General features: G+C 66.0%; 18 protein-coding genes and 1 tRNA gene. 9 read left to right on the plus strand and 10 right to left on the minus strand.

Translation table 11 applies throughout. From position 1 onward, the window contains the following. Positions 1-261 precede the first annotated feature (261 nt). Positions 262-335, minus strand: a tRNA-Pro gene (locus tag HMPREF0058_RS05090). 121 nt (positions 336-456) lie between these two features. Here HMPREF0058_RS05090 and HMPREF0058_RS05095 point away from each other — a divergent pair. The 6 genes from HMPREF0058_RS05095 to HMPREF0058_RS05120 all read left to right on the plus strand — a co-directional run bounded on the left by HMPREF0058_RS05095 (position 457) and on the right by HMPREF0058_RS05120 (position 5,547). Further along, positions 457-747, plus strand: coding sequence for a hypothetical protein (locus tag HMPREF0058_RS05095; RefSeq protein ID WP_006548645.1), 291 nt, complete (start codon positions 457-459; stop codon positions 745-747). Between the two features lie 127 nt (positions 748-874). After that, positions 875-2,239 carry a trigger factor gene (tig, locus tag HMPREF0058_RS05100; protein WP_006548646.1) on the plus strand — a complete coding sequence of 455 codons (1,365 nt, stop codon included), beginning with the start codon at positions 875-877 and terminating at the stop codon, positions 2,237-2,239. A 208-nt stretch (positions 2,240-2,447) separates the two neighbouring features. Beyond that, on the plus strand, positions 2,448-3,044 hold the full coding sequence (locus HMPREF0058_RS05105) for an ATP-dependent Clp protease proteolytic subunit (protein WP_034237261.1): 597 nt from the start codon (positions 2,448-2,450) through the stop codon (positions 3,042-3,044). Position 3,045: 1 nt separating this feature from the next. Then, positions 3,046-3,741: an ATP-dependent Clp protease proteolytic subunit gene (locus HMPREF0058_RS05110; RefSeq protein WP_024036723.1), complete on the plus strand. Its 696-nt coding sequence runs from the start codon at positions 3,046-3,048 to the stop codon at positions 3,739-3,741. Between the two features lie 148 nt (positions 3,742-3,889). Then, a complete protein-coding gene (gene clpX, locus HMPREF0058_RS05115) occupies positions 3,890-5,182 on the plus strand; it encodes an ATP-dependent Clp protease ATP-binding subunit ClpX (RefSeq protein ID WP_006548649.1) in 1,293 nt (430 codons plus the stop codon). Further along, on the plus strand, positions 5,179-5,547 hold the full coding sequence (locus HMPREF0058_RS05120; protein WP_006548650.1) for a chorismate mutase: 369 nt from the start codon (positions 5,179-5,181) through the stop codon (positions 5,545-5,547). The genes clpX and HMPREF0058_RS05120 overlap by 4 nt, the downstream gene beginning before the upstream one ends. Before the next feature lie 65 nt (positions 5,548-5,612). On the opposite strand, the gene HMPREF0058_RS05125 is transcribed toward HMPREF0058_RS05120, so the two are convergent. Both HMPREF0058_RS05125 and HMPREF0058_RS05130 read right to left on the minus strand, forming a co-directional pair. Beyond that, positions 5,613-7,541 carry an AMP-dependent synthetase/ligase gene (locus tag HMPREF0058_RS05125; protein ID WP_034237180.1) on the minus strand — a complete coding sequence of 643 codons (1,929 nt, stop codon included), beginning with the start codon at positions 7,539-7,541 and terminating at the stop codon, positions 5,613-5,615. 168 nt (positions 7,542-7,709) lie between these two features. Further along, a complete protein-coding gene (locus HMPREF0058_RS05130) occupies positions 7,710-9,617 on the minus strand; it encodes an AMP-dependent synthetase/ligase (protein WP_006548652.1) in 1,908 nt (635 codons plus the stop codon). 219 nt (positions 9,618-9,836) lie between these two features. On the opposite strand from HMPREF0058_RS05130, the gene HMPREF0058_RS11740 reads away from it, so the two are divergent. Both HMPREF0058_RS11740 and HMPREF0058_RS05140 read left to right on the plus strand, forming a co-directional pair. After that, entirely contained in the window at positions 9,837-10,976 is a 1,140-nt protein-coding gene (locus tag HMPREF0058_RS11740) for a hypothetical protein (RefSeq protein ID WP_048780359.1), read from the plus strand. Between the two features lie 119 nt (positions 10,977-11,095). Continuing rightward, positions 11,096-11,401, plus strand: a complete 306-nt coding sequence (locus tag HMPREF0058_RS05140; RefSeq protein ID WP_006548654.1) for a YhbY family RNA-binding protein — start codon at positions 11,096-11,098, stop codon at positions 11,399-11,401. Positions 11,402-11,751: 350 nt separating this feature from the next. On the opposite strand, the gene HMPREF0058_RS05145 is transcribed toward HMPREF0058_RS05140, so the two are convergent. Continuing rightward, on the minus strand, positions 11,752-12,447 hold the full coding sequence (locus HMPREF0058_RS05145) for a DNA alkylation repair protein (protein WP_006548655.1): 696 nt from the start codon (positions 12,445-12,447) through the stop codon (positions 11,752-11,754). A 193-nt stretch (positions 12,448-12,640) separates the two neighbouring features. On the opposite strand from HMPREF0058_RS05145, the gene valS reads away from it, so the two are divergent. Then, the gene (valS, locus tag HMPREF0058_RS05150) at positions 12,641-15,454 is read left to right on the plus strand and encodes a valine--tRNA ligase (RefSeq protein ID WP_040319535.1); all 2,814 of its coding nucleotides are present in this window, start codon (positions 12,641-12,643) and stop codon (positions 15,452-15,454) included. 84 nt (positions 15,455-15,538) lie between these two features. Here the strand turns inward: valS and HMPREF0058_RS05155 are convergent, their stop codons facing one another. The 6 genes from HMPREF0058_RS05155 to HMPREF0058_RS13420 all read right to left on the minus strand — a co-directional run bounded on the left by HMPREF0058_RS05155 (position 15,539) and on the right by HMPREF0058_RS13420 (position 23,080). After that, positions 15,539-16,606 carry a Gfo/Idh/MocA family protein gene (locus HMPREF0058_RS05155; protein ID WP_006548658.1) on the minus strand — a complete coding sequence of 356 codons (1,068 nt, stop codon included), beginning with the start codon at positions 16,604-16,606 and terminating at the stop codon, positions 15,539-15,541. Beyond that, positions 16,606-17,634, minus strand: a complete 1,029-nt coding sequence (locus HMPREF0058_RS05160) for a Gfo/Idh/MocA family protein (RefSeq protein WP_006548659.1) — start codon at positions 17,632-17,634, stop codon at positions 16,606-16,608. The genes HMPREF0058_RS05155 and HMPREF0058_RS05160 overlap by 1 nt, the downstream gene beginning before the upstream one ends. Positions 17,635-17,639: 5 nt before the next feature. Continuing rightward, on the minus strand, positions 17,640-18,473 hold the full coding sequence (locus tag HMPREF0058_RS05165; protein WP_006548660.1) for a carbohydrate ABC transporter permease: 834 nt from the start codon (positions 18,471-18,473) through the stop codon (positions 17,640-17,642). Positions 18,474-18,495: 22 nt separating this feature from the next. Next, the gene (locus HMPREF0058_RS05170) at positions 18,496-19,344 is read right to left on the minus strand and encodes a carbohydrate ABC transporter permease (protein ID WP_034237265.1); all 849 of its coding nucleotides are present in this window, start codon (positions 19,342-19,344) and stop codon (positions 18,496-18,498) included. Positions 19,345-19,429: 85 nt separating this feature from the next. Beyond that, on the minus strand, positions 19,430-20,704 hold the full coding sequence (locus HMPREF0058_RS05175) for an ABC transporter substrate-binding protein (RefSeq protein ID WP_006548662.1): 1,275 nt from the start codon (positions 20,702-20,704) through the stop codon (positions 19,430-19,432). A gap of 42 nt (positions 20,705-20,746) precedes the next feature. Beyond that, entirely contained in the window at positions 20,747-23,080 is a 2,334-nt protein-coding gene (locus tag HMPREF0058_RS13420) for an ROK family protein (protein WP_006548663.1), read from the minus strand. Between the last annotated feature and the right edge of the window lie 23 nt (positions 23,081-23,103).

Below are 23,103 nucleotides of genomic sequence, written 5' to 3' on the forward strand. Positions count from 1 at the left end.
ATAAAGTGATACAACGGGGTTTAAGTGATACAACCCCTGAGGTGAGGTTTCCAAGGTGGGATCACGAGCATGGCCTCCCCATCATTCACTCTCTCCCACGAGCTCATGCACGGGTGCGAGCTTCACGGCGTGCCCGCCGGTCATCTACCCAGGTGCGCTGACATGAGGACGGGCGAGCAGACCGCGAATCACCCTGCCGGGAGTGAGCGGGCGCGAAACCTGCAACCCGGTGCGGGCCAAAACCTGCAACACTCCCAGCGGTCGGGGTAGCGGGATTTGAACCCACGATCTCCTGCTCCCAAAGCAGGCGCGCTACCAAGCTGCGCTATACCCCGTGGCTCAACCGCGGCGAGGCGGACGAGCACCGGCAGTGTACCTGAGGCGGGGCGTGGGCCCAATCCGGCCGGCGAGCGCGGCTGCTTGGGAAGCGGGAGAGGACCGCCGTAGCGTGCTCCTATGCCGTCCTACCGCACCATCCTCACCATCGGCGCCCTCGCTCCTGGCCGTGCCCCGCTCGACGTCGAGCGCGCCGCACGGGACGCCGTCGAGGCCACTACGATCCTGGAGGCCTTCCAGATCGACGTCGTGCGCGGCGAGCCTCGCGTCACCGTTCGCTTCACTGGGGCGGACGACCGCGAGGCTCGCGCCGTCCATGACCGCACCACCGCCGCGGTCCGCCAGGTGGCCAGCACGCCGCGGGCGGTGCTGGCCAAGGTGGTCTCCGGTCGCAGCGTCCCGCTGGCCTAGGCCTGTGCCCAGACTCATTTGGGGCCAGAGGCCATCTGTGCCCTAAGATGACACAGATTGACGCCACCGGCGTCCGCCGGGAGGAACGTCCGCCCTGGCGTACCACTAGCACCTACCCGGAGCACCCGTGAAGAGCACTGTCGAGAACCTTGACCCCGCGCGCATCAAGCTGACCGTGGAGGTCCCCTACGAGGAGCTCAAGCCCAGCCTCGACGCCGCGTACAAGCAGATCGGTTCTCAGATCCAGGTTCCCGGCTTCCGCCGCGGCCACGTCCCCAACCGCGTCATCGACCAGCGTGTGGGCCGTGGCTCGGTCATCCAGGAGGCCGTCAACAACAAGCTGAGCGACTTCTACCGCGAGGCGATGACCGAGGCTGGCCGCGTCCCGATGCTCCAGCCCGAGATCGAGATCACTGAGCTGCCCAACGTCACTGGTGAGCAGGGTGGCCAGCTGGTCTTCACCGCTGAGGTCACCGTTCGCCCCGAGATCGAGATCCCGGAGCTGAGCGAGATCGAGGTCACCGTTGACTCCGTCGCCGTCACCGACGAGGACGTGGACACCGAGCTGGACAACCTGCGCGCCCGTTTCGGCTCGCTGAAGTCCGTCAAGCGCAAGGCCAAGACCGGCGACTTCGTTACCATCGACCTCAAGGCCGTCATCGACGGCGAAGAGGTTGACTCCGCCTCCGGCGTCTCCTACGAGATCGGCAAGGGCAACATGCTCAAGGGTCTGGACACCGCTCTGCGCGGCCTGAAGACCGGCGAGTCCGCGACCTTCACCACCCAGCTGGCCGGCGGCCCGCACGAGGGCGAGGAGGCTGAGGTCACCGTGACCGCCGAGGCCGTCAAGCAGCGCGAGCTGCCCGAGGCTGACGACGACTTCGCCCAGATGGCCTCCGAGTTCGACACCATCGAGGAGCTGCGTGAGGACCTGCGCAAGCAGGCCGGCGAGCGCAAGGCCGGGGACCAGGCGGTCGCCGCCCGCGACGCCCTGCTGGAGCAGCTGCGCGAGAAGATCGAGTTTGAGCTGCCCGATGGCCTGGTCGACAACGAGATCGCCCAGCACCTGCAGGCTGAGGGCAAGGCCGCTGACGACCCGCACGCGGACGAGATCCGTGAGGACATCACCACCGGCGTGCGCGACCAGATCATCCTGGACGTCCTGGCTGAGAAGCTCCAGGTGGGTGTCACCCAGGACGAGCTCATCGAGTTCCTCATCCAGACCGCCCAGCAGTACGGCATGGAGCCCGGCCAGTTCATGCAGGGCGCTCAGCAGGCTGGCCAGATCCCGGCCTTCGTCTCCGAGATCGCCCGCAACAAGTCCCTCGCCATGGGCCTGCGCCAGGTCAGCGTCAAGGACTCGGACGGCAAGGACGTGGACCTGACCGAGTTCATCGGCTCCGACGAGCTCGACGCCCAGAACCTGGTCAGCCAGGTCGCCGAGGCTGCCGCTGAGGACGAGGACAAGGCTGAGGAGAACGAGGAGGCCTGAGCCTCACTCCGTCTCTGACACTGACGACGGCGGTGCGTCACCCACGTGGGGAACGCACCGCCGTCGTCGTGATCAGCCTGCTCGGTTCCCGCGATTGGTGGGCCGTGAGCGAAAAGAGCGGTGGGCCGGGCATGGAGGGCCGCCGCCCCGCGTTAGCGTTGGCATCAACGACCACGAGAGGACTGACGTGAGCGAGCACATCGCGCCCATGGCTGCCGACTCCCACGGCGGCGGACTCGGCCTGACCGACTCCATCTACAACCGGCTCCTCAAGGAGCGCATCATCTGGCTCGGTTCTGAGGTGCGCGACGACAACGCCAACGCCATCTGCGCCCAGATGCTGCTGCTGGCTGCCGAGGACCCGGAGCGGGACATCTACCTGTACATCAACAGCCCCGGTGGCTCCGTGACGGCAGGCATGGCCATCTACGACACGATGCAGCTCATCCAGCCTGACGTCGTGACCGTGGCTACCGGCATGGCTGCCTCGATGGGGCAGCACCTGCTGTCTGCCGGCGCCAAGGGCAAGCGCTACATCACCCCCCACGCCCGCGTGCTCATGCACCAGCCCTCCGGCGGTGCGGGCGGCTCGGCCACGGATATCCGCATCAACGCTGACCTCATCATCAAGATGAAGCACGAGCTGGCCGAGATCACGGCGGACAACACCGGTCACACGGTGGAGGAGATCATTGCCGACTCCGACCGTGACCACTGGTTCTCCGCCCAGGAGGCCCTGGAGTACGGCTTCGTCGACCACATCATCTCCTCCTCGCGCGAGATCCAGCAGAACGGAGAGAACTGACATGACAAGCTCTCGCCCCTACTTTGACGCCATGGCGCGCCAGATGCAGGTCGGCGGCGTCAACCCGGCCGCCCTGCCCGCAGCCCGTTACGTCATGCCTCAGTTCGAGGAGCGCACGGCCTACGGCTTCAAGCGTCAGGACGCCTACTCCAAGCTGTTCGAGGACCGCATCGTCTTCCTCGGTGTACAGGTGGATGACGCCTCCGCTGACGACGTCATGGCCCAGCTCCTTGTCCTGGAGTCCCAGGACCCCGACGGCCTGATCACCATGTACATCAACAGCCCCGGTGGTTCCTTCACCGCCCTGACGGCGATCTACGACACGATGCAGTACATCAAGCCGCAGATCCAGACCGTGTGCCTGGGCCAGGCCGCCTCGGCGGCAGCGGTGCTGCTGGCAGCCGGAAGCGAGGGCAAGCGCCTGGCGCTGCCCAACGCCCGCATCCTTATCCACCAGCCGGCGATGGAGGGCATGCAGGGACAGGCCTCAGACATCGAGATCGTGGCCAACGAGCTGGACCGCATGCGCACCTGGCTGGAGGAGACCCTGGCCGCGCACACCGGCCAGAGCGTGGACAAGGTCCACGCGGACCTGGAGCGGGACAAGATCCTGACCGCTCAGGCTGCCCTGGAGTACGGCCTGGTGGACCAGGTCCTCTCCTCGCGCAAGACTCCGCGCTCGCCCCACTCGGCCTGAACGCAGTCAACCGTGGCCGCCGGGGCCCGACGACGCATCTGCCTTGCGCCGTCGGGCCCCGGCGCGTCCTGGTGAAAGGCCAGGCCGGGCACCGTAGGCTGAGGAAGAGCCCGCCGCTGGCGGGTTTGAGGAACCGGGAGGAAACCAGGTGGCACGAAGCGCTGAGAGCGTCGACCTTCTCAAGTGCTCCTTCTGTGGCAAGAGCCAGAAGCAGGTCAAGAAGCTCATCGCGGGCCCTGGGGTCTATATCTGCGACGAGTGCATTGAGCTGTGCAACGAGATCGTCGACGAGGAGCTGGCCGAGTCCGGAGCGGGAGTCCCGCTCGAGCTGCCCAAGCCCCAGGAGATCTTCGACTTCCTCAACGAGTACGTCATCGGCCAGGAAGCCGCCAAGCGCGCCATGAGTGTGGCCGTGTACAACCACTACAAGCGCGTCCAGGTGCGTGAACGCGCCGTGGCTGAGGGCGACGGCCTGGAGCTGGGCAAGTCCAACATCCTGCTGCTCGGGCCCACCGGAACCGGCAAGACCCACCTGGCTCGCACCCTGGCGCGGCTGCTTGATGTCCCCTTCGCCATCGTGGACGCCACGGCCCTGACGGAGGCCGGCTACGTGGGCGAGGACGTGGAGAACATCCTCCTCAAGCTCATCCAGGCCGCTGACGGCGACGTCAAGCGCGCGGAGAAGGGCATCATCTACATCGACGAGATCGACAAGATCGGCCGCAAGGCCGAGAACCCCTCGATCACCCGTGACGTCTCCGGCGAGGGCGTGCAGCAGGCCCTGCTCAAGATCATTGAGGGAACCACCGCCTCGGTCCCCCCGGGTGGCGGGCGCAAGCACCCCCACCAGGAGTTCCTGGAGATCGACACCACCAATATCCTCTTCATCGCGGCGGGCGCTTTCGCGGGCATCGAGGACATCGTGCGTCAGCGCCAGCGCAAGGAGTCCGGGGCGACGACGCTCGGCTTCGGAGGCACGCTGAGCGAGGAGACCCAGGACGTCTTCACCACCAAGGTGCGCCCGGAGGACCTGCACAAGTTCGGCCTCATCCCCGAGTTCATCGGGCGCTTGCCGGTGATCGCCACGGTCCAGGACCTGGGGGTCAAGGAGCTCGTGCGCGTGATGACCGAGCCCAAGAACGCCCTGGTCTCCCAGTACGAGTACCTCTTCAGCCTCGACGGCGTCGAGCTGGTGATGACTGACGAGGCTATCGAGGCAGTGGCTGAGATGGCGCTGGCGCGCAAGACCGGTGCCCGTGGGTTGACCTCGATCGTCGAGGAGGTCCTGGGAGACGCGATGTTCGAGGTGCCCTCGATGCCGGAGGTGGGGCGAGTCGTCGTCGACGCCGATGCTGTGCGCGGCACCGCCAAGCCACGCTACGAGGCGGGATCGGGCACGCTGAGCGCGACCAGCCGCAGTGGGCGGAGCCGGACAGCATGAGCGGGGCGCCAGGACCTCGCACCGAGGCCGTCGAGGCTGCTCAGCCAGGCGTCCCCGCAGAGCTGGCAGGCTACCGGGCCACGATTGACAACCTGGACGCGGCGCTGGTCCACCTGCTGGCGGAGCGCTTTCGCTGCACCCAGCAGGTCGGGATGCTCAAGGCCCGGCTGAACCTGCCGCCCTCGGACCCCGGCCGTGAGGAGCGCCAGGTGACTCGGCTGCGTGCCCTGGCCGAGGACTCAGGACTGGACCCCGTCTTCGCGGAGAAGTTCTTCGCCTTCATCGTCGAGGAAGTCATCCGCCACCACGAGGCAATTCGTACCGAGCAGGCCGGCGAGCACACGGCTGGGCGGGCGGGCGCCTGAGCCCAGCCGGCGCCCTGAGACGTCTGCCGGCCGTCTGCCGGCGCCGCCTCAGGGCTGGCATCGCCTCAGGACTGCGGACGCGCCGGAACCTTGGAGTACAGCGCGTCGATCTCCTCGGCGTAGCGCGCGATCGTCTCGGCGCGCCGGACCTTGAGGGACGGGGTCAACAGCCCGTTGGCGATCGTGAAGTCAGTGGGCAGCACGGTGAAGGTGCGGATCGACTCCGCCCGCGAGACGGCCTCGTTGGCGCGGGTGACCGCGCGCTCCAGCGCGGCGCGCACACGCGGGTCCTGGGAGGCCGCCACCGGGTCCATGTCCTCCATGCCGTGGCTGGAGAGCCACAGGGGCAGCATCTCGGCGTCCAGGGTCACCAGCGCACCGATGCACGGGCGGTTGTCACCCACCACGAGGACTTGGCTGACCAGCGGGTGACCGCGCAGACGGTCCTCCAGAACCGCGGGGGCCACGTTCTTGCCTCCGGCGGTGACGATGAGCTCCTTCTTGCGGCCCGTGATGCGCAGGAACCCGCCCTCGTCAAAGGACCCGATGTCCCCGGTGCGCAGCCACTGGTGCTCGTGGGAGCCAGCCTGCCCAGCCTCCTCCTCGTGGGCGCCGTCGGCAATGAAGCACTCCTGGGTGGCGTCGGGGTTGTTGTGGTAGCCACGGAAGACCCCGATGCCGCGCACCAGGATCTCGCCGTCGTCAGCCAGCCGGATCGAGGTCCCGGGAAGCGGCAGGCCGACGCTGCCGATCCGGGTCGCGCTGGGCAGGTTGACCGAGCAGGGGGCTGCGGTCTCGGTCAGGCCGTAGCCCTCCAGAACGGTCACGCCGGCGCCACGGTAGAAGTGGCCGAGCCGCTCGCCCAGCGGCCCGCCGCCGGAGATGACGTGGGTGACCCGGCCGCCCAGGAGCGAGCGCAGCGTGGAGAAGACCAGCTTGTCAAAGGTCGCGCGCTGAGCCCGCAGTGTCCGGGAGGGCCCGGCTGGCGTGTCCAGGGCACGGGAGTAGGCGATGGCGGTCTTGGCCGCCAGACGGAAGACCTTCTGCTTGGCCCCTGTGGCCCGGGCGTCCGCGGCGTTGTAGATCTTCTCGAAGACGCGGGGCACTGCCAGCACAAAGGTGGGCCGGAACAGCCCCAGGTCGGTGACGAGGTTCTTCACGTCAGGGGAGTGCCCCACCACGCCGTGCTCCGAGCACACGATCGCGATCTCGACGAAGCGCGCGAGCACGTGGGCCAGGGGCAGGAAGAGCAGCGTGCGTACCTCAGTGCCGCCCAGGACCTCGGGCACGTAGTGGCAGGTGTTCAGTGCGAGGTAGACCAGGTTGCCGTGGGTGAGCTCAGCGCCCTTGGGCCGTCCGGTGGTGCCCGAGGTGTAGACGATGGTGGCCAGGCTCTGGCTGGTCAGCACGGCGGTGCGATCGTCCAGGACCGACTTGTCAGTGTCCTTGCCGGCGCCAATGAGCTCGGTGACGGCCTCCTTGGCCAGGCAGAAGACCTTGAGGTCGGCCAGCGCAGGGTCCTGCGCCTGGAGGGAGGTGACTACGGCCTCCATAGCCTCGTCCTCGACGACGATGAGACGCACTGAAGCGTCGGTGAGGATCCAGGAGGTCTGCTCGGCCGAGGAGGTCTCGTAGACCGGCACCGCGACGCAGCCCGCCTCCCAGATGGCGAAGTCCAGCAGCGTCCACTCATAGGAGGTGTGGGCCATGATGGCCACGGCGTCCCCGGCCTGGAGCCCCTGAGCGACCAGGCCTGCCGCCACCTCGCGCACATGGGCCCGGAAGGACCTGGCCGGCATGTCCCGCCAGCGCCCGCCGACGGAGGACTTGCGGGCGATGAGGGCACCCTCGGGATTACGGCGCACCCGCTCGGCCAGCGCCCAGGGAGTGGTCATTCCGGCGTGGACAGGAGCGGCCAGGGCGGTGGAGTACTCGCGGGCGGTGGTGGTCTGGGCGGGGCCGTGGGAAGCGGGGGAGGAGGCGTCATGGCTCATAGAGCCAGTGTGACGCACGTGGGGGCCTGACGCTCCTCGTGGCAGCGTCAGTGTCCGGGCCGCGTGCTTGTGGAAACCACAGGACGACAGCCGGGCTCACCACGGTGGCAAGCCCCGCCGTCGTCCTGGCATCAGGGCGTGGCCAGGCACCCGGCCGCGGCGGCCAGCTCAGTCCTGCGGGCCCTTCTTGGTCGTGGAGTAGATGTCCGCCACGACGTCGGCGTAGACCTTCATCACCGCCGCGCGCTTGACCTTGAGCGAAGGCGTGAGCAGCCCGTTGGCCTCGGTGAAGTCCGTGGTCAGCACCCGGTAGGTGCGGATGGACTCCGCACGCGAGACCGCCCGGTTGGTCCGGGCGACGGCGCGGTCCAGCGCCGCCAGGATCTCCGGGTTGGTCGAGGCCTCAACCACGTCCATCTCCGGCAGGCCGTGGTTCCTCAGCCACTGCGGCAGCATCTCGGCGTCCAGGGTGATGAGGGCGGAGATGAAGGGCTCGCCGTCACCCACCACGAGGACCTGGCTGACCAAGGGGTGGCCGCGCAGACGGTCCTCCAGGATCGAGGGCGCCACGTTCTTGCCCCCGGCGGTGACGATGAGCTCCTTGCGCCGGCCCGTGATCCGCACCCAGCCGTCGGCGTCGATCGAGCCGATGTCCCCGGTGCGGAACCAGCCGTCGGAGGTGAAGACCTCGGCGTCGGCGGGGTTGTTGTGGTAGCGCGGGAAGACGGACAGGCCTCGCACCTGCAGCTCGCCGTCGTCGGCCACACGGATGTGCATGCCCGGCACAGGCGGCCCGACGGTGCCGATCTTGTTACGGATGTCAAGGTTGACGGTGGCCGGGCCGATGGTCTCGGTCAGGCCGTAGCCCTCGAGGACGACCAGGCCGATGCCGCGGTAGAAGTGGCCCAGGCGCTCACCCAGCGGGCCTCCGCCCGAGATCGCGTAGCGGGCATTGGGCCCCAGCAGCGCCCGCAGCTGGCGGTAGACCAGGCGATCGGCCAGTGTGTGGGCGGCCTTGAGAGCCGGCGAGGGACCTGCCTCGGTGTCCAGGGCCCGGGAGTAGGAGACTGCGACCTTCGCCGCCCAGCGGAAGGTCTTGAGCTTGGCGCCCGAGCCGGCCTTGGCGTCAGCGGCGTTGTAGATCTTCTCCAGCACGCGCGGGACCGCGAGCACGTAGGTGGGGGCGAAGGCCTGGAGGTCAGGCAGCAAGGTCTTGGCGTCTGGGGTGTGGCCGAGCACGCCCTGGCCACCGATGGCCAGCAGCTGGAGGAAACGCGCGTAGGCGTGGGCCAGGGGGAGGAAGAGCAGGAGCCGGCTGTCCGGGCTGAACAGCAGGTCCGGGATCCACCGCACACCGTTCCATGCCAGGCCGGCGCAGTTGGTGTGGGTCAGCTCCACCCCCTTGGGACGGCCGGTGGTGCCAGAGGTGTAGATGATGGAGTACAGGTCGTCTCCGCGCAGAGCGGCGGTGCGGGCCTCCACCTCCTCGCGCGGTACGCTGGCCCCGGCGACGGTGAGCTCGGTCAAGGCATCGTGGTCCAGGGATAGGATCTCGGCTACTGGCGCCTGCGGGTCGGCTGCGCGGCGGGCCGCGACGGCCTGACGCACGATCTCGGCCAGGGCGACGGACTCGGTGATGACTAGACGCAGGCCCGCGTCAGCCAGGATCCACTCGATCTGCTCGGCAGAGTCGGTCTCGTAGATCGGCACGGAGACGAGGCCGGCACGAGCGATCGCCATGTCCAGCAGCGTCCACTCATACGAGGTGTGCGCCATGAGCCCCACCGTCTGGCCCGGCTCCAGGCCCCGAGCCACCAGACCCGCGGCCACGCGCGCCACCTCCTCACCGAAGCTGCGGGCGCTGACCGCAACCCAGGTGTTGCCCAGGGGCGACTTGCGTTCGATCAGGGTGGCCTCGGGCAGGCGCTCGATGCGGTCAGCCAGGAGCCAGGGAACGGTCCAGGTTGGCTCAGGAGTCTTGACGAGCGGAGAGATCGCGACGCCGTCGACCACCGATGGAGAACCGGCGATGGAAGGAGTGGCTTGTGACTCAGTCTGCTGGGTACGTGAACTCACCGCGGCATTATCTCAGGCTGGCCCGCACGGCGCCGCCGTGACGAGCCACAGATCGACCACGCTCGGCCCTGAGGATTTCCTCAAAAGCCTTGGGGTATCTGGTCTGACGGGACGTAGGTCGGGGAAACGGCCTGTGATAGCGTCAGCGAGTCGGTGCTGGTGGCTGCGCTCTGCCGGTGGCCGACCTTCCCCATCCTGACATCCCCCGAAGGACCGCGCATGCGTACACGTCCTGTGATCGCCGTCGTCGCTATGGCTGCTCTGGCAGTGGCTGGAGCACTGAGCGCCTGCTCCTCCAAGGAGCCAGTGGCGGTCACTGCGCTCACGCCGTCAGCCTCCGCCAGCGCCGAGCCGAGCGTCAACCCGGTCTTTGTCAAGGCTGCCAAGGTCTATCGGCAGGTCCTGGCTGATCCGGCTCCATACCTTGGGCTCGATGCGGGCGTGAGCGCGCAGGAGGTCACCTACACCCTCGACCCGCTCGGGGACGCCTCCACGCCTCGCCTGGTCCTGCAGGCGATGAACCTGGGGCAGGGCCAGGAGACGATCGGCGTCCTGCGTTTCATCAGCGTCCAGCCAGAGGGAGACGACGTCACGGTCCTGGACGCCGACTACTCCGTCGGCGTGGCCAGTGCCGGGGGCTTTCGGGGGCAGGTGGCTCGTTCCTCCCAGGGCAAGGGTTTGATCTACACCTGGTGGCTCTCGGGCACCGGTGAGGGATCGGTGACCCGGATCACGGCGGGCGCGACCGGGTTCACGCAGGAGCAGCTGTGTGAGGGACAAGTTGTGCAGGTCTCTTGCCTGCCCGACGGCGAGCAGGGCGAGGAGATCTCCTGGACCGACGCCTCGGACACGAGTCTGCTTGACGCTCTGGAGTCCGGGACGTGGGACCCGACAGCCTCCGCCTCGCCGGCTAGTGACCAGGGATCGGTCGGTCAGGGCACGCCACTCGGGCAGGGAGGAAAGCTGACCAAGGACCGGCCTGCTGCCACCAGCCCCAACGGGGACCCGGTCTACACCGGCACTGTGCACATGACTGACTACGACGGAGTGCTCGCCCTGCAGGGGCAGCAGGATCCGAATCCCGGGTCAGGCCAGTACACCCCTGGACCCTATGCGCTGCTGGTCCTGGACCAGCCGCAGGAGGTCACAGCGACCAACGGCGACGGGCAGGGAACGTCCTCGCGCACCGCCTCCATGGTGCTGCTGGGCTACGCGGAGCAGGCCTCGGCGTGGAGCCAGTACGACGGCCAGCGAATCTCGGTGTCTCACCCCGCCGCTCAGACCTTCTGGCCCTCGGACACCTCCCTGCCTCTGGGAGAGCCGCGTCTGAACGGCGCCGCGACGCTCCTGTCACGCTAAGGACCACGGCTGCGACGACGTCGGCCTGGGGACACCTGGGTAGGCTGAGCCGCAGTCCGGGGCTGAGCGTGATGCCAGCCCGCCTCGCGCCAGTGGGCGCCAAGCCAAGGAGAGCAGATATGGCCCTGACCAAGAAGCAGGTCAAGCAGCTGCGGTCGCTGGGACACCACCTCGATCCGCAGGTCATGATCGGCAAGAACGGGCTGACTCCAGGACTGGTGGCCCAGGCCGAGGCCACGATTGACCAGCGTGAGCTCATCAAGTGCTCGGTCCTGGAGTCCAGTCCCGTGGAGGCCAAGGAGGCGGCTGGTGCGCTGGCCGGAGAGCTGGAGGCGGAGGTCGTCCAGGTCATCGGCGGCCGTTTCATCCTCTACCGGCGCACGCGCCGTGACGACGTCAAGCCCCTGGAGCTTGTGCGGGACTGAGCGCTGAGGGCGCGGGGCGTCCAGGGCTGTCGCTTCAGTGACCGGGGCCGCTGCATCGTGGTCTGAAAGGTGCCTTGTCGCCGTCGTCGGGGTGGCTGGGGCGTGCTTTGCTGACTGGACCGGCGTTCTGCTGATTGGTGCGTACTTGCCAGGCTCTGGCAGGCACGCACCAATCAACAGGGCACGTAGCAATCGACAACCGTGCGTCTCAAAGCAGGATCCGCTGCCTGCACGGGCCGCCGGCAGACACGCCACAGTCACCGATGCACGCAGCAATCGGGAACCTGCGTCTGACTGGCGGTTCGCCGTGTGCTCCTACACGTGCAGTGTCGATGCCGCGGACGGGTCTCCTACCGGGGGAGCGTGGCGCGTACCTGCCGCAGGAGGTCCTTGGTCTCGGGCGGAATCCGCGTCGCGTCCAGGCACTTGGCGATCGCCTTGCGGCGTACCGAGACTGAGAGTCGGCCAGCCAGCTCCTCCTGGGTCAGCCACGGCAGTGCGGTGCCCGGCTGCTTGGTCACGGCAGTGGCCAGGTACCAGGCGACCATCATCTCCAGGTAGTACTCCTGCGACGTCACTGATGCCACCAGCTCCACGAGCTCGGGGCGAAAGGCCTCACCCAGGAAGAACTCCATGAGGACACCGATACCGAAGCGACGGGTGTACAGGTGCTCGGCCGCGATCCACCGCCGGGCGGCGGCCTCCAGCGTCGGCAGGTCACGGCGCAGGGGCTTGGCGCTCATCGAATCGCACACGGCCCAGTTGTCGATGTAAGGCAGGAAGGCCTCGGCGCCGTCGAGAAACTGCTGGGGGTCCTTGGACTGGCTAAGCAGCAGGCCGTGGAGCATGTTCTCGTCAAAGAGCCGGTGAGGCAGGGTCTGGAGGAACTCGGCGACCTCCCCGGGACGCTCCCGCCAGGACTCCTTGGCGTAGGCGCGCAGCGCGGGCACGCGCGCCCCCATGATCGTGTCGGGGTCGATATGCGGCACCAGACGGGCGACGAAGTCGGCGTTGCCGGGGTCCGCGAGGTGGGCCACGCTCAGCATGGCTCTATTGTGCCTGGTCCATGGCGCGAGCACGCCGTTGGTCGGGGAGGAGGGCACGTCGACAGATGACGTCGGTGCGCCATGCCAGGTCGCCTGGATGCTCGTGGCGCGGGGCGACGTCGTAGCCCACCTCACAGGGCGGGAGCGCCGCCCGCTTGGGGCTCTCCCTGGTGACCATGACAGAATCAGGGCCATGTCTGGAACTGAGCCCTCTCCGCGGATCCTCCCCTCCGAGCTCCACAGCCCCCGAGTCCCCAGCAAGGTCAGCGCCGACGGTCTGGAGGCCGCCTGGGGCAAGCGCTGGGAGGAGGACGGCACCTACGCCTTCGACCGCTCCGCCGAGCGTCATGAGGTCTACTCCATCGACACCCCGCCGCCCACGGTCTCCGGCTCCCTGCACGTGGGCCACGTCTTCTCCTACACCCACACTGACACCGTCGCTCGTTACCAGCGCATGCGCGGCATGTCCGTCTTCTACCCCATGGGCTGGGATGACAACGGCTTGCCCACCGAGCGCCGCGTGCAGAACTACTTCGGCGTGCGCTGCGACCCGTCCCTGCCCTACGACCCCGACTTCGTCCCCCCGCACGCCGGTGGCGAGGGCAAGTCCATCAAGGCTGCCGACCAGGTGCCGATCTCGCGACGTAACTTCGTCGAGCTGTGCGAGCGCCTGACTGTTGAGGACGAGGCTCAGTTCGAGGCACTGTGGCGTCACCTTGGCCTGTCGGTTGACTGGAAGCAGAACTACCAGACCATCGGCGTGCGGGCCCGCAAGGTGGCTCAGGCCGCCTTCCTGCGCAACCTCGCTCGTGGCGAGGCCTACCAGGCCGCGGCCCCTGGCCTGTGGGACGTGACCTTCCAGACCGCCGTCGCCCAGGCTGAGCTCGAGTCGCGCGAGTACCCGGGTTTCTACCACCGCCTGGCCTTCCACGTCGTCGACCCTGCCGCGGCCCAGGCCGCCAAGGACGCCGGCGCCCCCATCGAGGAGGGCCCGGCCGGTACCGCGGACATCTGCATCGAGACCACGAGACCCGAGCTCCTGCCGGCCTGCGTGGCCCTCATCGCCCACCCTGACGACGAGCGCTTCAAGCCTCTGTTCGGTACCACCGTCGCCTCCCCGGTCTTCGGCGTCGAGGTCCCCGTCCTGCCCCACCCTGAGGCGGAGATGGACAAGGGCGCCGGCATCGCCATGTGCTGTACCTTCGGTGACACCACGGACATCGACTGGTGGCGTGACCTCGACCTGCCCCTGCGCGCGATCCTGCGTAAGGACGGTCGCCTGGAGACCGAGACCCCCGAGTGGATCACCGACGCCCACGGCCGCGAGGTCTATGAGGCGATGGCTGGCAAGACCACCTTCTCCGCTCGCAAGGTCCTGGTTGATGAGCTGACGGCGACCGGCGAGATGCGCGGCGAGCCCACCAAGACGGTGCGTCAGACCAACTTCTTCGAGAAGGGCGACAAGCCCCTGGAGATCGTCACCTCTCGCCAGTGGTACATCCGCAACGGTGGCAAGGCCTGGACCAACCCGGCCACCGGTAAGGACCTGAACGCTGAGCTGCTGGAGCGCGGCGCGGAGCTCGACTTCCACCCCGACTTCATGCGGGTGCGTTACGAGAACTGGGTCAAGGGGCTGAACAACGACTGGCTGATCTCCCGCCAGCGCTTCTTCGGCGTCCCCTTCCCGCTGTGGTACAAGGTCGGCGCCGACGGCGAGGTCGACTACGACGCGATCATCACCCCTGAGGAGTCCGCCCTGCCAGTGGACCCGTCCTCTGACCCGGCTCCCGGCTACACCGAGGACCAGCGTGGGGTGCCCGGCGGCTTCGTCGGTGAGCTCGACATCATGGACACCTGGGCCACCTCCTCCCTGTCCCCGCAGCTGGTCTCGGGCTGGCTGGAGGACGAGGACCTCTTCGCTCGTGTCTACCCCATGGACCTGCGCCCGCAGGGCCAGGACATCATCCGTACCTGGCTGTTCTCCTCCGTGGTGCGTGCTGACCTGGAGTTCGGCGCTCTGCCCTGGAAGCACGCTGGCATCTCCGGGTGGATCCTGGACTCTGACCACAAGAAGATGTCCAAGTCCAAGGGCAATGTGGTCACGCCCATGGGTCTGCTGGACAAGTACGGTTCGGACGCCGTGCGCTACTGGGCTGCTTCGGCCCGCCTGGGACTGGACCCGGCCTTCGAGGAGGCCCAGATCAAGGTTGGCCGCCGCCTGGCAATCAAGGTCCTCAACGCCTCCAAGTTCGCTCTGTCGATGGGCGTGCCGTGGGACGCTGACGAGGCGACGCTGGCTGCCGTGCCAGCCCCGAGCCTGGACGTGACCAAGGTGACCGAGCCGATTGACCGGGCGGTGCTGGCCGCGCTGGCTGGCGTCGTCGACACCGCGACGGCTGCCTTCGACCGCTACGAGCACGCTCGCGCGCTGGAGGCGACGGAGTCCTTCTTCTGGACCTTCTGCGACGACTACATCGAGCTGGTCAAGGACCGCGCCAACGACTTCGAGGGCACGCACGATGCCGCTGCGGTGGCCTCGGCCCGCACCACCCTCGCTATTGCGGTGGACACCTTTGTGCGCCTGTTCGCTCCCTTCCTGCCCTTCGTCACCGAGGAGGTGTGGTCCTGGTACCGCACCGGTTCGGTGCACCGCGCTGCCTGGCCCACCGCCGAGGGGCTGCGGGCGGGCGCCGGCGAGGCGGACGCCGAGCTCGTGGTGCATGCTGGTGTAGCGCTTGCGGCGCTGCGCAAGGTGAAGTCGGAGGCCAAGGTCAGTCAGAAGACGCCGATCCTCTCGGCGAGCCTGACCGTGGCTCCGGAGCTGGTCGCGGCGGTGGAGGCCGTGCGCGCTGACCTGCTGGAGGCCGCCAAGGTCACCGGTACCTTCGAGGTCGCGGCTGGCGCGCCGTCGGCCGCCGGGACGACGGCGGAGGGGGACGAGGCCGTCCAGGCGGCTCCCGTAACGGTCACTGCCGTCGAGCTGGGGGAGCCTCCGGCCAAGCGCTGAGCTCCACGTTCTGCGTGACATGACGCCACGGGACGGTCCACCGGGAGAGAATCCGGCGAACCGCCCCGTGGCTTCTGCCTGTGACTAGGAGGCTGAGGACACGACCTGCATGGTCGCGCAGTCGACCACACCTCCTTGGTATGCAGCCGAGATCAGGGCGGCCTCGACGATCGTCGCGGTGCGGGTCCCTGCAGCACCGTCAGGCACGGGGGCGTGCCCGTCGCGGATCCCGCGCTTGAACGCGTCGATCATCTTGGCGTCGAGGTTCTCACCGAATCCGAGGAAGAGCGCGCGCCTGCCCTCATCGGTCATGCCAGACAGCCCGTGGCCGAACGGCGCGATGTGCGCGAGCGTCGTGGTTGTCAGCACGTCAAGCGTGAGGCCGCCCCACACAGGTGCCTGGGAGGGCTGGCTCCACGAGCAGTCGATGCTCAGGCTCAGTCCGTTGGCGTACTCGACCTGAACCAGGCCCGCCGTCTCGGCATCGACGCCGGGGACGGCGCGGTGGAGAATCTGGTTGGAGACCGCGCGGACCCGGACAGGCTCGGACTCAAACAGCGCGTCGGCCAAGTCGGCGACGTGGACGGTGTGGTCCACGAGTGCTCCACCGCCTGCGAGCCTGGGATCAGTGAACCAACGACGGTCACCAACTGGGATCTTGCCGTTATTGGTCCCGCTCAGGGCGACGACGCTGCCAAGCTCGTTGCGCCTGATGGCGGTGGCCAGGTCCTGGAACTCGGCCGCGAAGCGTACCGGGTAGGCAACCATGAGGAAGACCCCGGCGTCGGCAGCCAGGGCGGTGTAACGCTGAGCCTCGGCGCGGGTTACCGCGAGCGGTTTCTCGCACAGCATGGGGACACCGGCCGCTGCGGCCATCTCGATGAGCTCACCGTGGCGGGTGTTCTCGGAGCAGATGATGACTCCGTCGGGTTTCCAGGCGAAGAGCTCCTCATAGGTGTCGACGTAGCTGACTCCCAGGTGATCGGCTAGTGCCCGGCCGCGCAGCTGCCCGGGTTCAGTGGCAGAGGTCTGTGCACCATCCGGGTCGGCACACAGTAGCGTGACGTCTGGCATGGAGGCCAGCAGCGTGGCATATCCAGCAGCATGGACATGAGCGAAGGAAGCGACAGCAATCTTGAGTTGACGCGGCATCATGCCACCTCCAGGTTGTGGCAGGTCACGGGGCTGTTGGTCTGGATAGAACGTGCCACCGCCTGGGCAAGGCGGATCGCCGCGATTCCATCGATGGCGCTCACGACTGGTTCATGGTCGTGGTGCGCACGGGTGGCCAGGAAGTCCTCGATCTCGGCGGTGTACGGAGAAGGGCTTGAGGACGAGGGGATCGTGGTAGCCCCGTCGCTGCCGCCGTTGGTGGAGATGGGCAGGTCGTGGGCGGAGGCGTAGCTGAGCTTGCCGGTGGTGCCTGCCAGGGAGAACTCCGTGGTGAACCGCATTCCCGGCGGTCCCCAGATCGCTTGAACCTGACTGACTGCGCCGGAAGAGTGTGTCAGGGTGCAGTCAAGCATCTCGATGGGCAGATCGCCCTCGCCCTGAGCGTGGGCCAGGGTGGCGTAGACCGTGTCGACCGGTCCGGCAATCCACAGGGCTTGATCCAGGTCATGGATGGCGAGGTCCATGACAAGGCCACCTGAACGTTCCTCATCAGCAAACCACGAGGACCAGCTCGGGTAAGAACCAGCCCGACGGAACCTGCAGACGGCCAGCTGCCCGATCTCACCACGCTCGACCGCCTTCTTGGCCTGCACGTAGGCCGGGAAGAATCGCACCACGTGTGCGGGATAGAGCGTGCGGTGACATGAATGAGCGAGGGACGCGATCTCTTCAGCCTGGTCTAGCGTGCGCGCCAACGGCTTCTCGCACAGGACATCGAGTCCTGCCTCCAACGCCTGTCGAGCGAGCTCTGCGTGGGTGTCCGTGGGTGTACAGATATCAACGGCCTCCACACTCTCAAGCATCTCAGGCAGTTGCGAGCAGACCTGGATCGGTACGTGCCGTCCTCCGGTCAGACCAGGATTGCGCTCCTGCATCTGCTCCAGCTCACGGGCGAACTCCTCGGCACCCTGAAGCGAGTACAGGTAGATCGCTTGGGCGTGGGCGAGCCAGCCCGGCGCATGGGCACGGGCGATACCGCCTGTGCCAATGATTCCAAGAGAGATCACGAGAATTAACCTTTCATTCCAGAGAAGGCGAGTCCCTCGACGACGCGCTTTTGCAGCAGGAGGAACAGAATGAGAACGGGTGCCATGGCCATTACCGAGGCCGCCATCATGACCGAGTAGTCGACCTCGGTCCGGCCGGCCAGCGTGGCAATTCCAGCGCTCAGTGGCATCGAGGTCTCACGAGTAGTGACAACTAAAGGCCACAGCAGGTCATTCCAGGACCAGAGGACGGTGGTAATGGCAACTGCGGACAGGCCGGGGCGGGCCAGAGGCAGCATGACCTTCCAGAAGGTCTGGAAGGGGGAAGCCCCGTCCAGACGTGCTGACTCTTCCAGCTCACGCGGCAGTGACATGAAGGACTGACGCATCAGGAAGGTACCGAAGGCAGAGAAGATACCCGGCAGTGCTACGCCCCAGGGGGTCTCCAGCAGATGGAGGTCCTGGATGATCTGGTACTGCGGGATCAGGTAGACCTGGCCTGGCACCATGAGGATGGCCAAGATGAGGGCAAGGATGGCTCCCTTAAAGGGAAACCGCAGACGGGCGAAGGCATAACCGGCCAACGAGCACAGGATAAGTTGGCCGAGGGTACGGATCACTGTGATCAGGACGGACACTCCGAGCTGGTTGAGGAAAGGTAGCTTGGTAAAGACGTCCACGTAGTTGTGCCACTGCGGCGTCTCCGGGAAGAACCGGACCGGAACCGCTTGGATCTCAAAGTTGGTGGAGATCGACATGATCAATTGCCAAATAAAGGGAAAGACCATGACGATCGAGGCCAGACACAGTGCGATATGAGCCCAGGTGTCATTGCGCTTGACCCTGCGGGTGGGAGTCAATGCGCCCTTCTTGAGTGGCAGATTAGGCAAGATACTGCACCCACTTCTTCTGTAGCTTGAACTGGAGCGCGGTCAGGATTCCAACGACGAGCAGGATGGCCATCGCGATCGCCGCGGCATACCCCTTGTGGTTGACCATGAAGGCCTCGTTGTAGAAGAGGTAGACAAAGGTGCGGGTATGGGGCATAGCGGGATTGTTTGAGCCCATCATGGCGAAGAGAAGGTCGAAGACCTGGAACCCGTTGATTGCCTGAATAACCGTGAGGAAGAAGATAGATGGAGTGAGGAGTGGGACGGTAATGGAACGGAACTGGCGCCAGTGGGAGGCGCCATCGATCGAGGCTGCCTCGTAGAGCTCGGAGGGAATTGCCTGCAGACCAGCTGACAGGATGATCATGTTGAATCCAATGGAAGACCACATCCCTACGATTGACACTGCCACGATGGCAAAACCGGGTGTGGAGGTCCAGTAGGGCGGATCAGAGATACCAATGCTCCGTAGGGCCTGATTGATAATTCCGAAGTCCCCATTAAACATCAGACGCCATACCAGTGCGATTGCTGTAGGCATTGCGATGTAAGGCATGAAGAAAGCAATCCGATAGAGCTTGGCGAAGCGCAGCCCTGGCCTGGAGATCAGCGACGCAAATATCACTGCGATCGGGATCCCCAGCATGAGGACCACGGTGTAGGTCAGGGTGTTGACAGTGGCGTTGCCAAAGGCGGAGTCGGTCGCCAGCTTCTCGTAGTTAGCCAGTCCGACGAATTTGGAAGAGGTGCCAAAGACATTGGGCTGGGTGAAAGAGGAATAGAAGTTCTTCAGGATCGGGTAGAGGTAGAACACCGCCACGCCGGCGAGGACCGGAAGCACGAATAGCGCTCCGGTCCTCGCCTCAGCGAGGTGGATCCGACCGCGCGGCCTGGTCCTGGTCCGCTCGGGAGATCGCTGCATGGGGTTACTCCGACTGCAGCGCTTCGTTCATCTTGGCGGCGAGCTCCTTACAGACCTCAGACACGTCCCGCTTGCCAGAGAAGGCCTCAGGCAGGAGCTGCTCCTCGAAGTCGTTCCACACCTGGGTGTTCCTGGATACCGGGTAGGGCACGGCATAGTCAGTGGCCGCTTCAGCAAATGCCTTCATGTTCCACTGAGGCTGGGAGTCTTGGAAGGTCTCCTGTGTGCCGTTGAAGGCGGGGTTGGCGATGCCTAGTTCAGCTTCCCTCAGATGCTGCTCCTTCTGTGCCAGGAAGGAGACGAAAGCCTTGGCGGCCGCCTTGTTCTCTGAGCCAGCTGCCACGACCGTGGTCAGACCGTGGATGACCGAGGCGCGCTGCTCGCCCTTGGGCAGGGGCGCGATGTCCACGTGGTCCTTGTTCGGCAGTTTCTCGGCGAACTCGGAGACGATCCAGGTTCCGGACCAGGTCATGGCTGCCTTCTCGGACTCGAACATGACGTTGGGCTTGGTATCCGCCATCGCTTCCAGGGACGGGCTGGCGCCTGAGGCGATGAGCTCTTTCCAGAACTCGATCCCCTTGATCGACGCATCGTGGTCGTAGCCGGACTTGCCATCCTCAATGATGAAGCCGCCTGCTTGATGGACGGTGTTGTACCAGCCCTCCTGTCCTCCAGCCAGGCCGGTGGCAACGCCGTAGACACCGTCGTCCTTCAGAGCAGTCGAGATGGTGTTCGCCGTCGTTGTGAAGTCCTCCCAGGTCCAGTCCTCCTGGGGGTAGGCCACCCCAGCGGCATCGAAGAGCTTCTTGTTATAGAACACAGCGACGGTGTCGTAGTCCTTGGGGACGCCGTAGTGCTTGTCCTCTACCGTGTAGAGGTCCACCAACGCCTGCGGGTAGTTGTCCCATGAGACATCAGCCAGGTCGTCCAGGGGTTCCAGCATTCCGTTGGATGCGTAAAGCTCGATATGCGGACCATTCATCCAGAACAGATCTGGGAGATTGTCCCCCTCGGCCTGGGTCTGCAGCTTGGTCCAGTACTGTGCATAGGGCGTGATCGAGGTTGTAATGCTGACCTCGGGGTGGAGTTTGACGAACTCTGCGATGTGCTGGTCGATGGCCACCTTCTGGTTCTGGTCCCAAAAGGAGAAGGTTAGGTTGCCCGTGATCTTGCCGTCAGAGCCGCCCGAGTCCTCGCCTCCTCCACAGGCAGCCAGGGTGAGGGCGACTCCGGTTGCCAGGCCGCTGGCCAGTGCGGTGCGACGGGAGATGGTGCGCATGGTGAACTCCTTTGTTCTGTGATGAGGTCGTGGGCAGGAGGCTCACGACTGCTTGCGCTGGTTGTTGTTGAAGTAGTTGATGAGGTCGTCAGGGAGGGGTGGAATCTGCTCGGGGCGCGACCCGTGGCGTAGGGAATCGGTGGCCTGAATGCCTGCAGCGACGGCGTACCAGGCGCCTAACGGTGAGGTATCCGTCGGCGCTCCATCGCGCACGAATCGGATGAATTCGGTGACCGTGAGGACATCAGCATCGCTATGGCCGCCGGCATCTCCCAGGATGGGGAAGGAAGTGTCCCCGTCAGGGGAGTAGTCCGAGCGCGAAGCCCATAGCCGGATGAGCCCGCCCTCGCCGTCGCCGAAGTTCTCGATCCGGCCCTCGGTGCCGATCACGGTGTAGTTGCGCCAGTAGTCGGGTGTGTAGTGGCACTGCTGGTAGGAGGCGTAGACGCCGGACTCCATACGCATCAGCATCATCGACAGGTCTTCGACGTCGATGGTCGGGTTGAGCCGCTCCTGGGCGAGAGGAGGCCAGTGGCTGGTGGCGAACCAGTCGCTCATCAGCTCATCAGAGTTGTCCGCCCTGCTGGCGACCTGGTCGTAGAGGGTCAGGCCTCCCATAGCCACTACCTCGTTTGTGTGAGAGTCGGCGAGCCAGTGCATGACATCGATATCGTGGGCGGCCTTCTGCAGCAGCAGACCACCGACGTGACTTCGTTCGGCGTGCCAGTCCTTGAAGTAGTAGTCCCCGCCGTGGCCGACGAAGTGGCGGCACCATATGGCCTTGACCTCGCCGATACGGCCGGAGCGGATGATGTCACGCATGGACCGCACGACGTTCATGTGCCGCATGTTGTGTCCGACGTACAGACCTGTGCCTGTGCGATAGGCGGTCTGGAGGATCCGGGTGGCTCCCTCGAGATCGATGGCTAGTGGCTTTTCCAGGTAGACCGGGATACCTGCTTCGAGCAGGTCGCAGGTGACCGAGGCGTGGGTGTCGTCAGGGGAGGTGACAAAGGCAATGTCGATGCCGGTCTTGACGAGTTCTTCGACGCTGCTGGTGACCGATAGCGAGTCCGGATCGCGTCGAAGGCGCTCACGCACGCGCTCACGCACGAGTGGGTGGGGATCACACACTGCGGTGATGTGCGCGTTGTTCTCTGGGCGTTCGCATGCTAGGGCAAAACGTGAGCGCGCGCCGACGCCAACGATGCCTGCGCGTAAGGTCTCTGGCTTGCTGGACGATTGGAACAGGTTCATGACACTGTGAGATCCCTTCATAGAGGCTGCCGTGATGCTGGCGGTACCGGTGAGATGTACAGGGGTCGGAGAAAGGACTCCGGTCAGGACAGTGCCTGCTGCTGCCAGCGCCGTGTGGATAGCGCCGATGACAGAACCGGCTCCCTCCAGCTCCGCTAGCTCTAGGCGGATTCGTGAGCCGTTCTTGTCCTGGAGATCGTCTAGGCGCTGGATGACTTGGAGGATGGCGTCTCGCATATGGGCGTTGGAGGCGGAGAGCACGACGATGTCTGGATCGAGGACTGCCGAGACCGTGGCGATGGCCAAGGCCGTACGCGACATCCACTCCTCATCTGGCTCGTCGCCGGTGCGTAGATCGATGAGCTCGGAGATCTCTCCAGCTTTCCAACGACGTCCGCGGTGGACCTGGCCGTCGAGGATGAGCCCCGTGCGGGGCCCCCGGGTGAACTGGACCAGAAACAGGCACGAGTCTGCTTCAACCCGGTGTTCTTGGTATCGCAACGTGTACTCGCCGAAGGCGGCCATATTGATGTCGTTCTCGACTATGACCTGTACGCCCAGAGCCTGGGCCAGGCGTTCGGCAAGAGGAAAACCGGACCACACCGGGACAAAGTCAGAAGCGACGATGGAGCCGTCTGGGTCGACGACGCCGGTTGCTGAGACGCCTACCGCTAGTAGTCGCCCTGAGTCCTGCTGGGCCTGGGCAGCCTCGTGGATGAACGAGCTCAGCTGAGACAGGCGGCGGTCGGCATTGTCGGTGTCCAGGGTGTACTGGTGGGCGAGGAGAACCTCTCCTCGCAGGTTGACCACAACCAGGAGCATTGAGGTGGCTAGTAGGTCGACGCCGATGATGATTCCTGCATCTGGGCGGATGCGCCAAGAGGTTGCGGGCCGTCCTACCCCCTGGTCGCTGAGTGAGGCTTCTTCAGCAAGGCTGTTAGCGCACAGCTCGTCAAGGGTGGCGGTGACAGTCGGGCGGGAGTATCCGGTCTCCTGAGCGAGGAGCGAGACTGTCGTTGTCTGGTGGCGCCGTAGTGCTGCCAGGACGGCGTCGACCCTGGTGCAGTGTCCGTCCGTACGCGGACGAATTCGCTGATCTGAGGAGGTGCGAGTGCTCATCTTTGAGCCCTTTCTTGTGGCGT

Origin of the sequence: Actinomyces urogenitalis DSM 15434 (assembly GCF_000159035.1) — a bacterium.
Lineage (GTDB): Bacteria > Actinomycetota > Actinomycetes > Actinomycetales > Actinomycetaceae > Actinomyces > Actinomyces urogenitalis.

Excerpts from the sequence above, each read along its gene's own strand:
- HMPREF0058_RS05125 (WP_034237180.1), bottom strand. The coding sequence starts at position 7,541 with ATGAGCCATGACGCCTCCTCCCCCGCTTCCCACGGCCCCGCCCAGACC.
- HMPREF0058_RS05110 (WP_024036723.1), top strand. The coding sequence starts at position 3,046 with ATGACAAGCTCTCGCCCCTACTTTGACGCCATGGCGCGCCAGATGCAG.
- HMPREF0058_RS05175 (WP_006548662.1), bottom strand. The coding sequence starts at position 20,704 with ATGCGCACCATCTCCCGTCGCACCGCACTGGCCAGCGGCCTGGCAACC.
- HMPREF0058_RS05155 (WP_006548658.1), bottom strand. The coding sequence starts at position 16,606 with ATGCCGCGTCAACTCAAGATTGCTGTCGCTTCCTTCGCTCATGTCCAT.
- valS (WP_040319535.1), top strand. The coding sequence starts at position 12,641 with ATGTCTGGAACTGAGCCCTCTCCGCGGATCCTCCCCTCCGAGCTCCAC.
- HMPREF0058_RS05120 (WP_006548650.1), top strand. The coding sequence starts at position 5,179 with ATGAGCGGGGCGCCAGGACCTCGCACCGAGGCCGTCGAGGCTGCTCAG.
- HMPREF0058_RS05105 (WP_034237261.1), top strand. The coding sequence starts at position 2,448 with ATGGCTGCCGACTCCCACGGCGGCGGACTCGGCCTGACCGACTCCATC.
- HMPREF0058_RS13420 (WP_006548663.1), bottom strand. The coding sequence starts at position 23,080 with ATGAGCACTCGCACCTCCTCAGATCAGCGAATTCGTCCGCGTACGGAC.
- HMPREF0058_RS05140 (WP_006548654.1), top strand. The coding sequence starts at position 11,096 with ATGGCCCTGACCAAGAAGCAGGTCAAGCAGCTGCGGTCGCTGGGACAC.
- HMPREF0058_RS05145 (WP_006548655.1), bottom strand. The coding sequence starts at position 12,447 with ATGCTGAGCGTGGCCCACCTCGCGGACCCCGGCAACGCCGACTTCGTC.
- HMPREF0058_RS11740 (WP_048780359.1), top strand. The coding sequence starts at position 9,837 with ATGCGTACACGTCCTGTGATCGCCGTCGTCGCTATGGCTGCTCTGGCA.
- HMPREF0058_RS05095 (WP_006548645.1), top strand. The coding sequence starts at position 457 with ATGCCGTCCTACCGCACCATCCTCACCATCGGCGCCCTCGCTCCTGGC.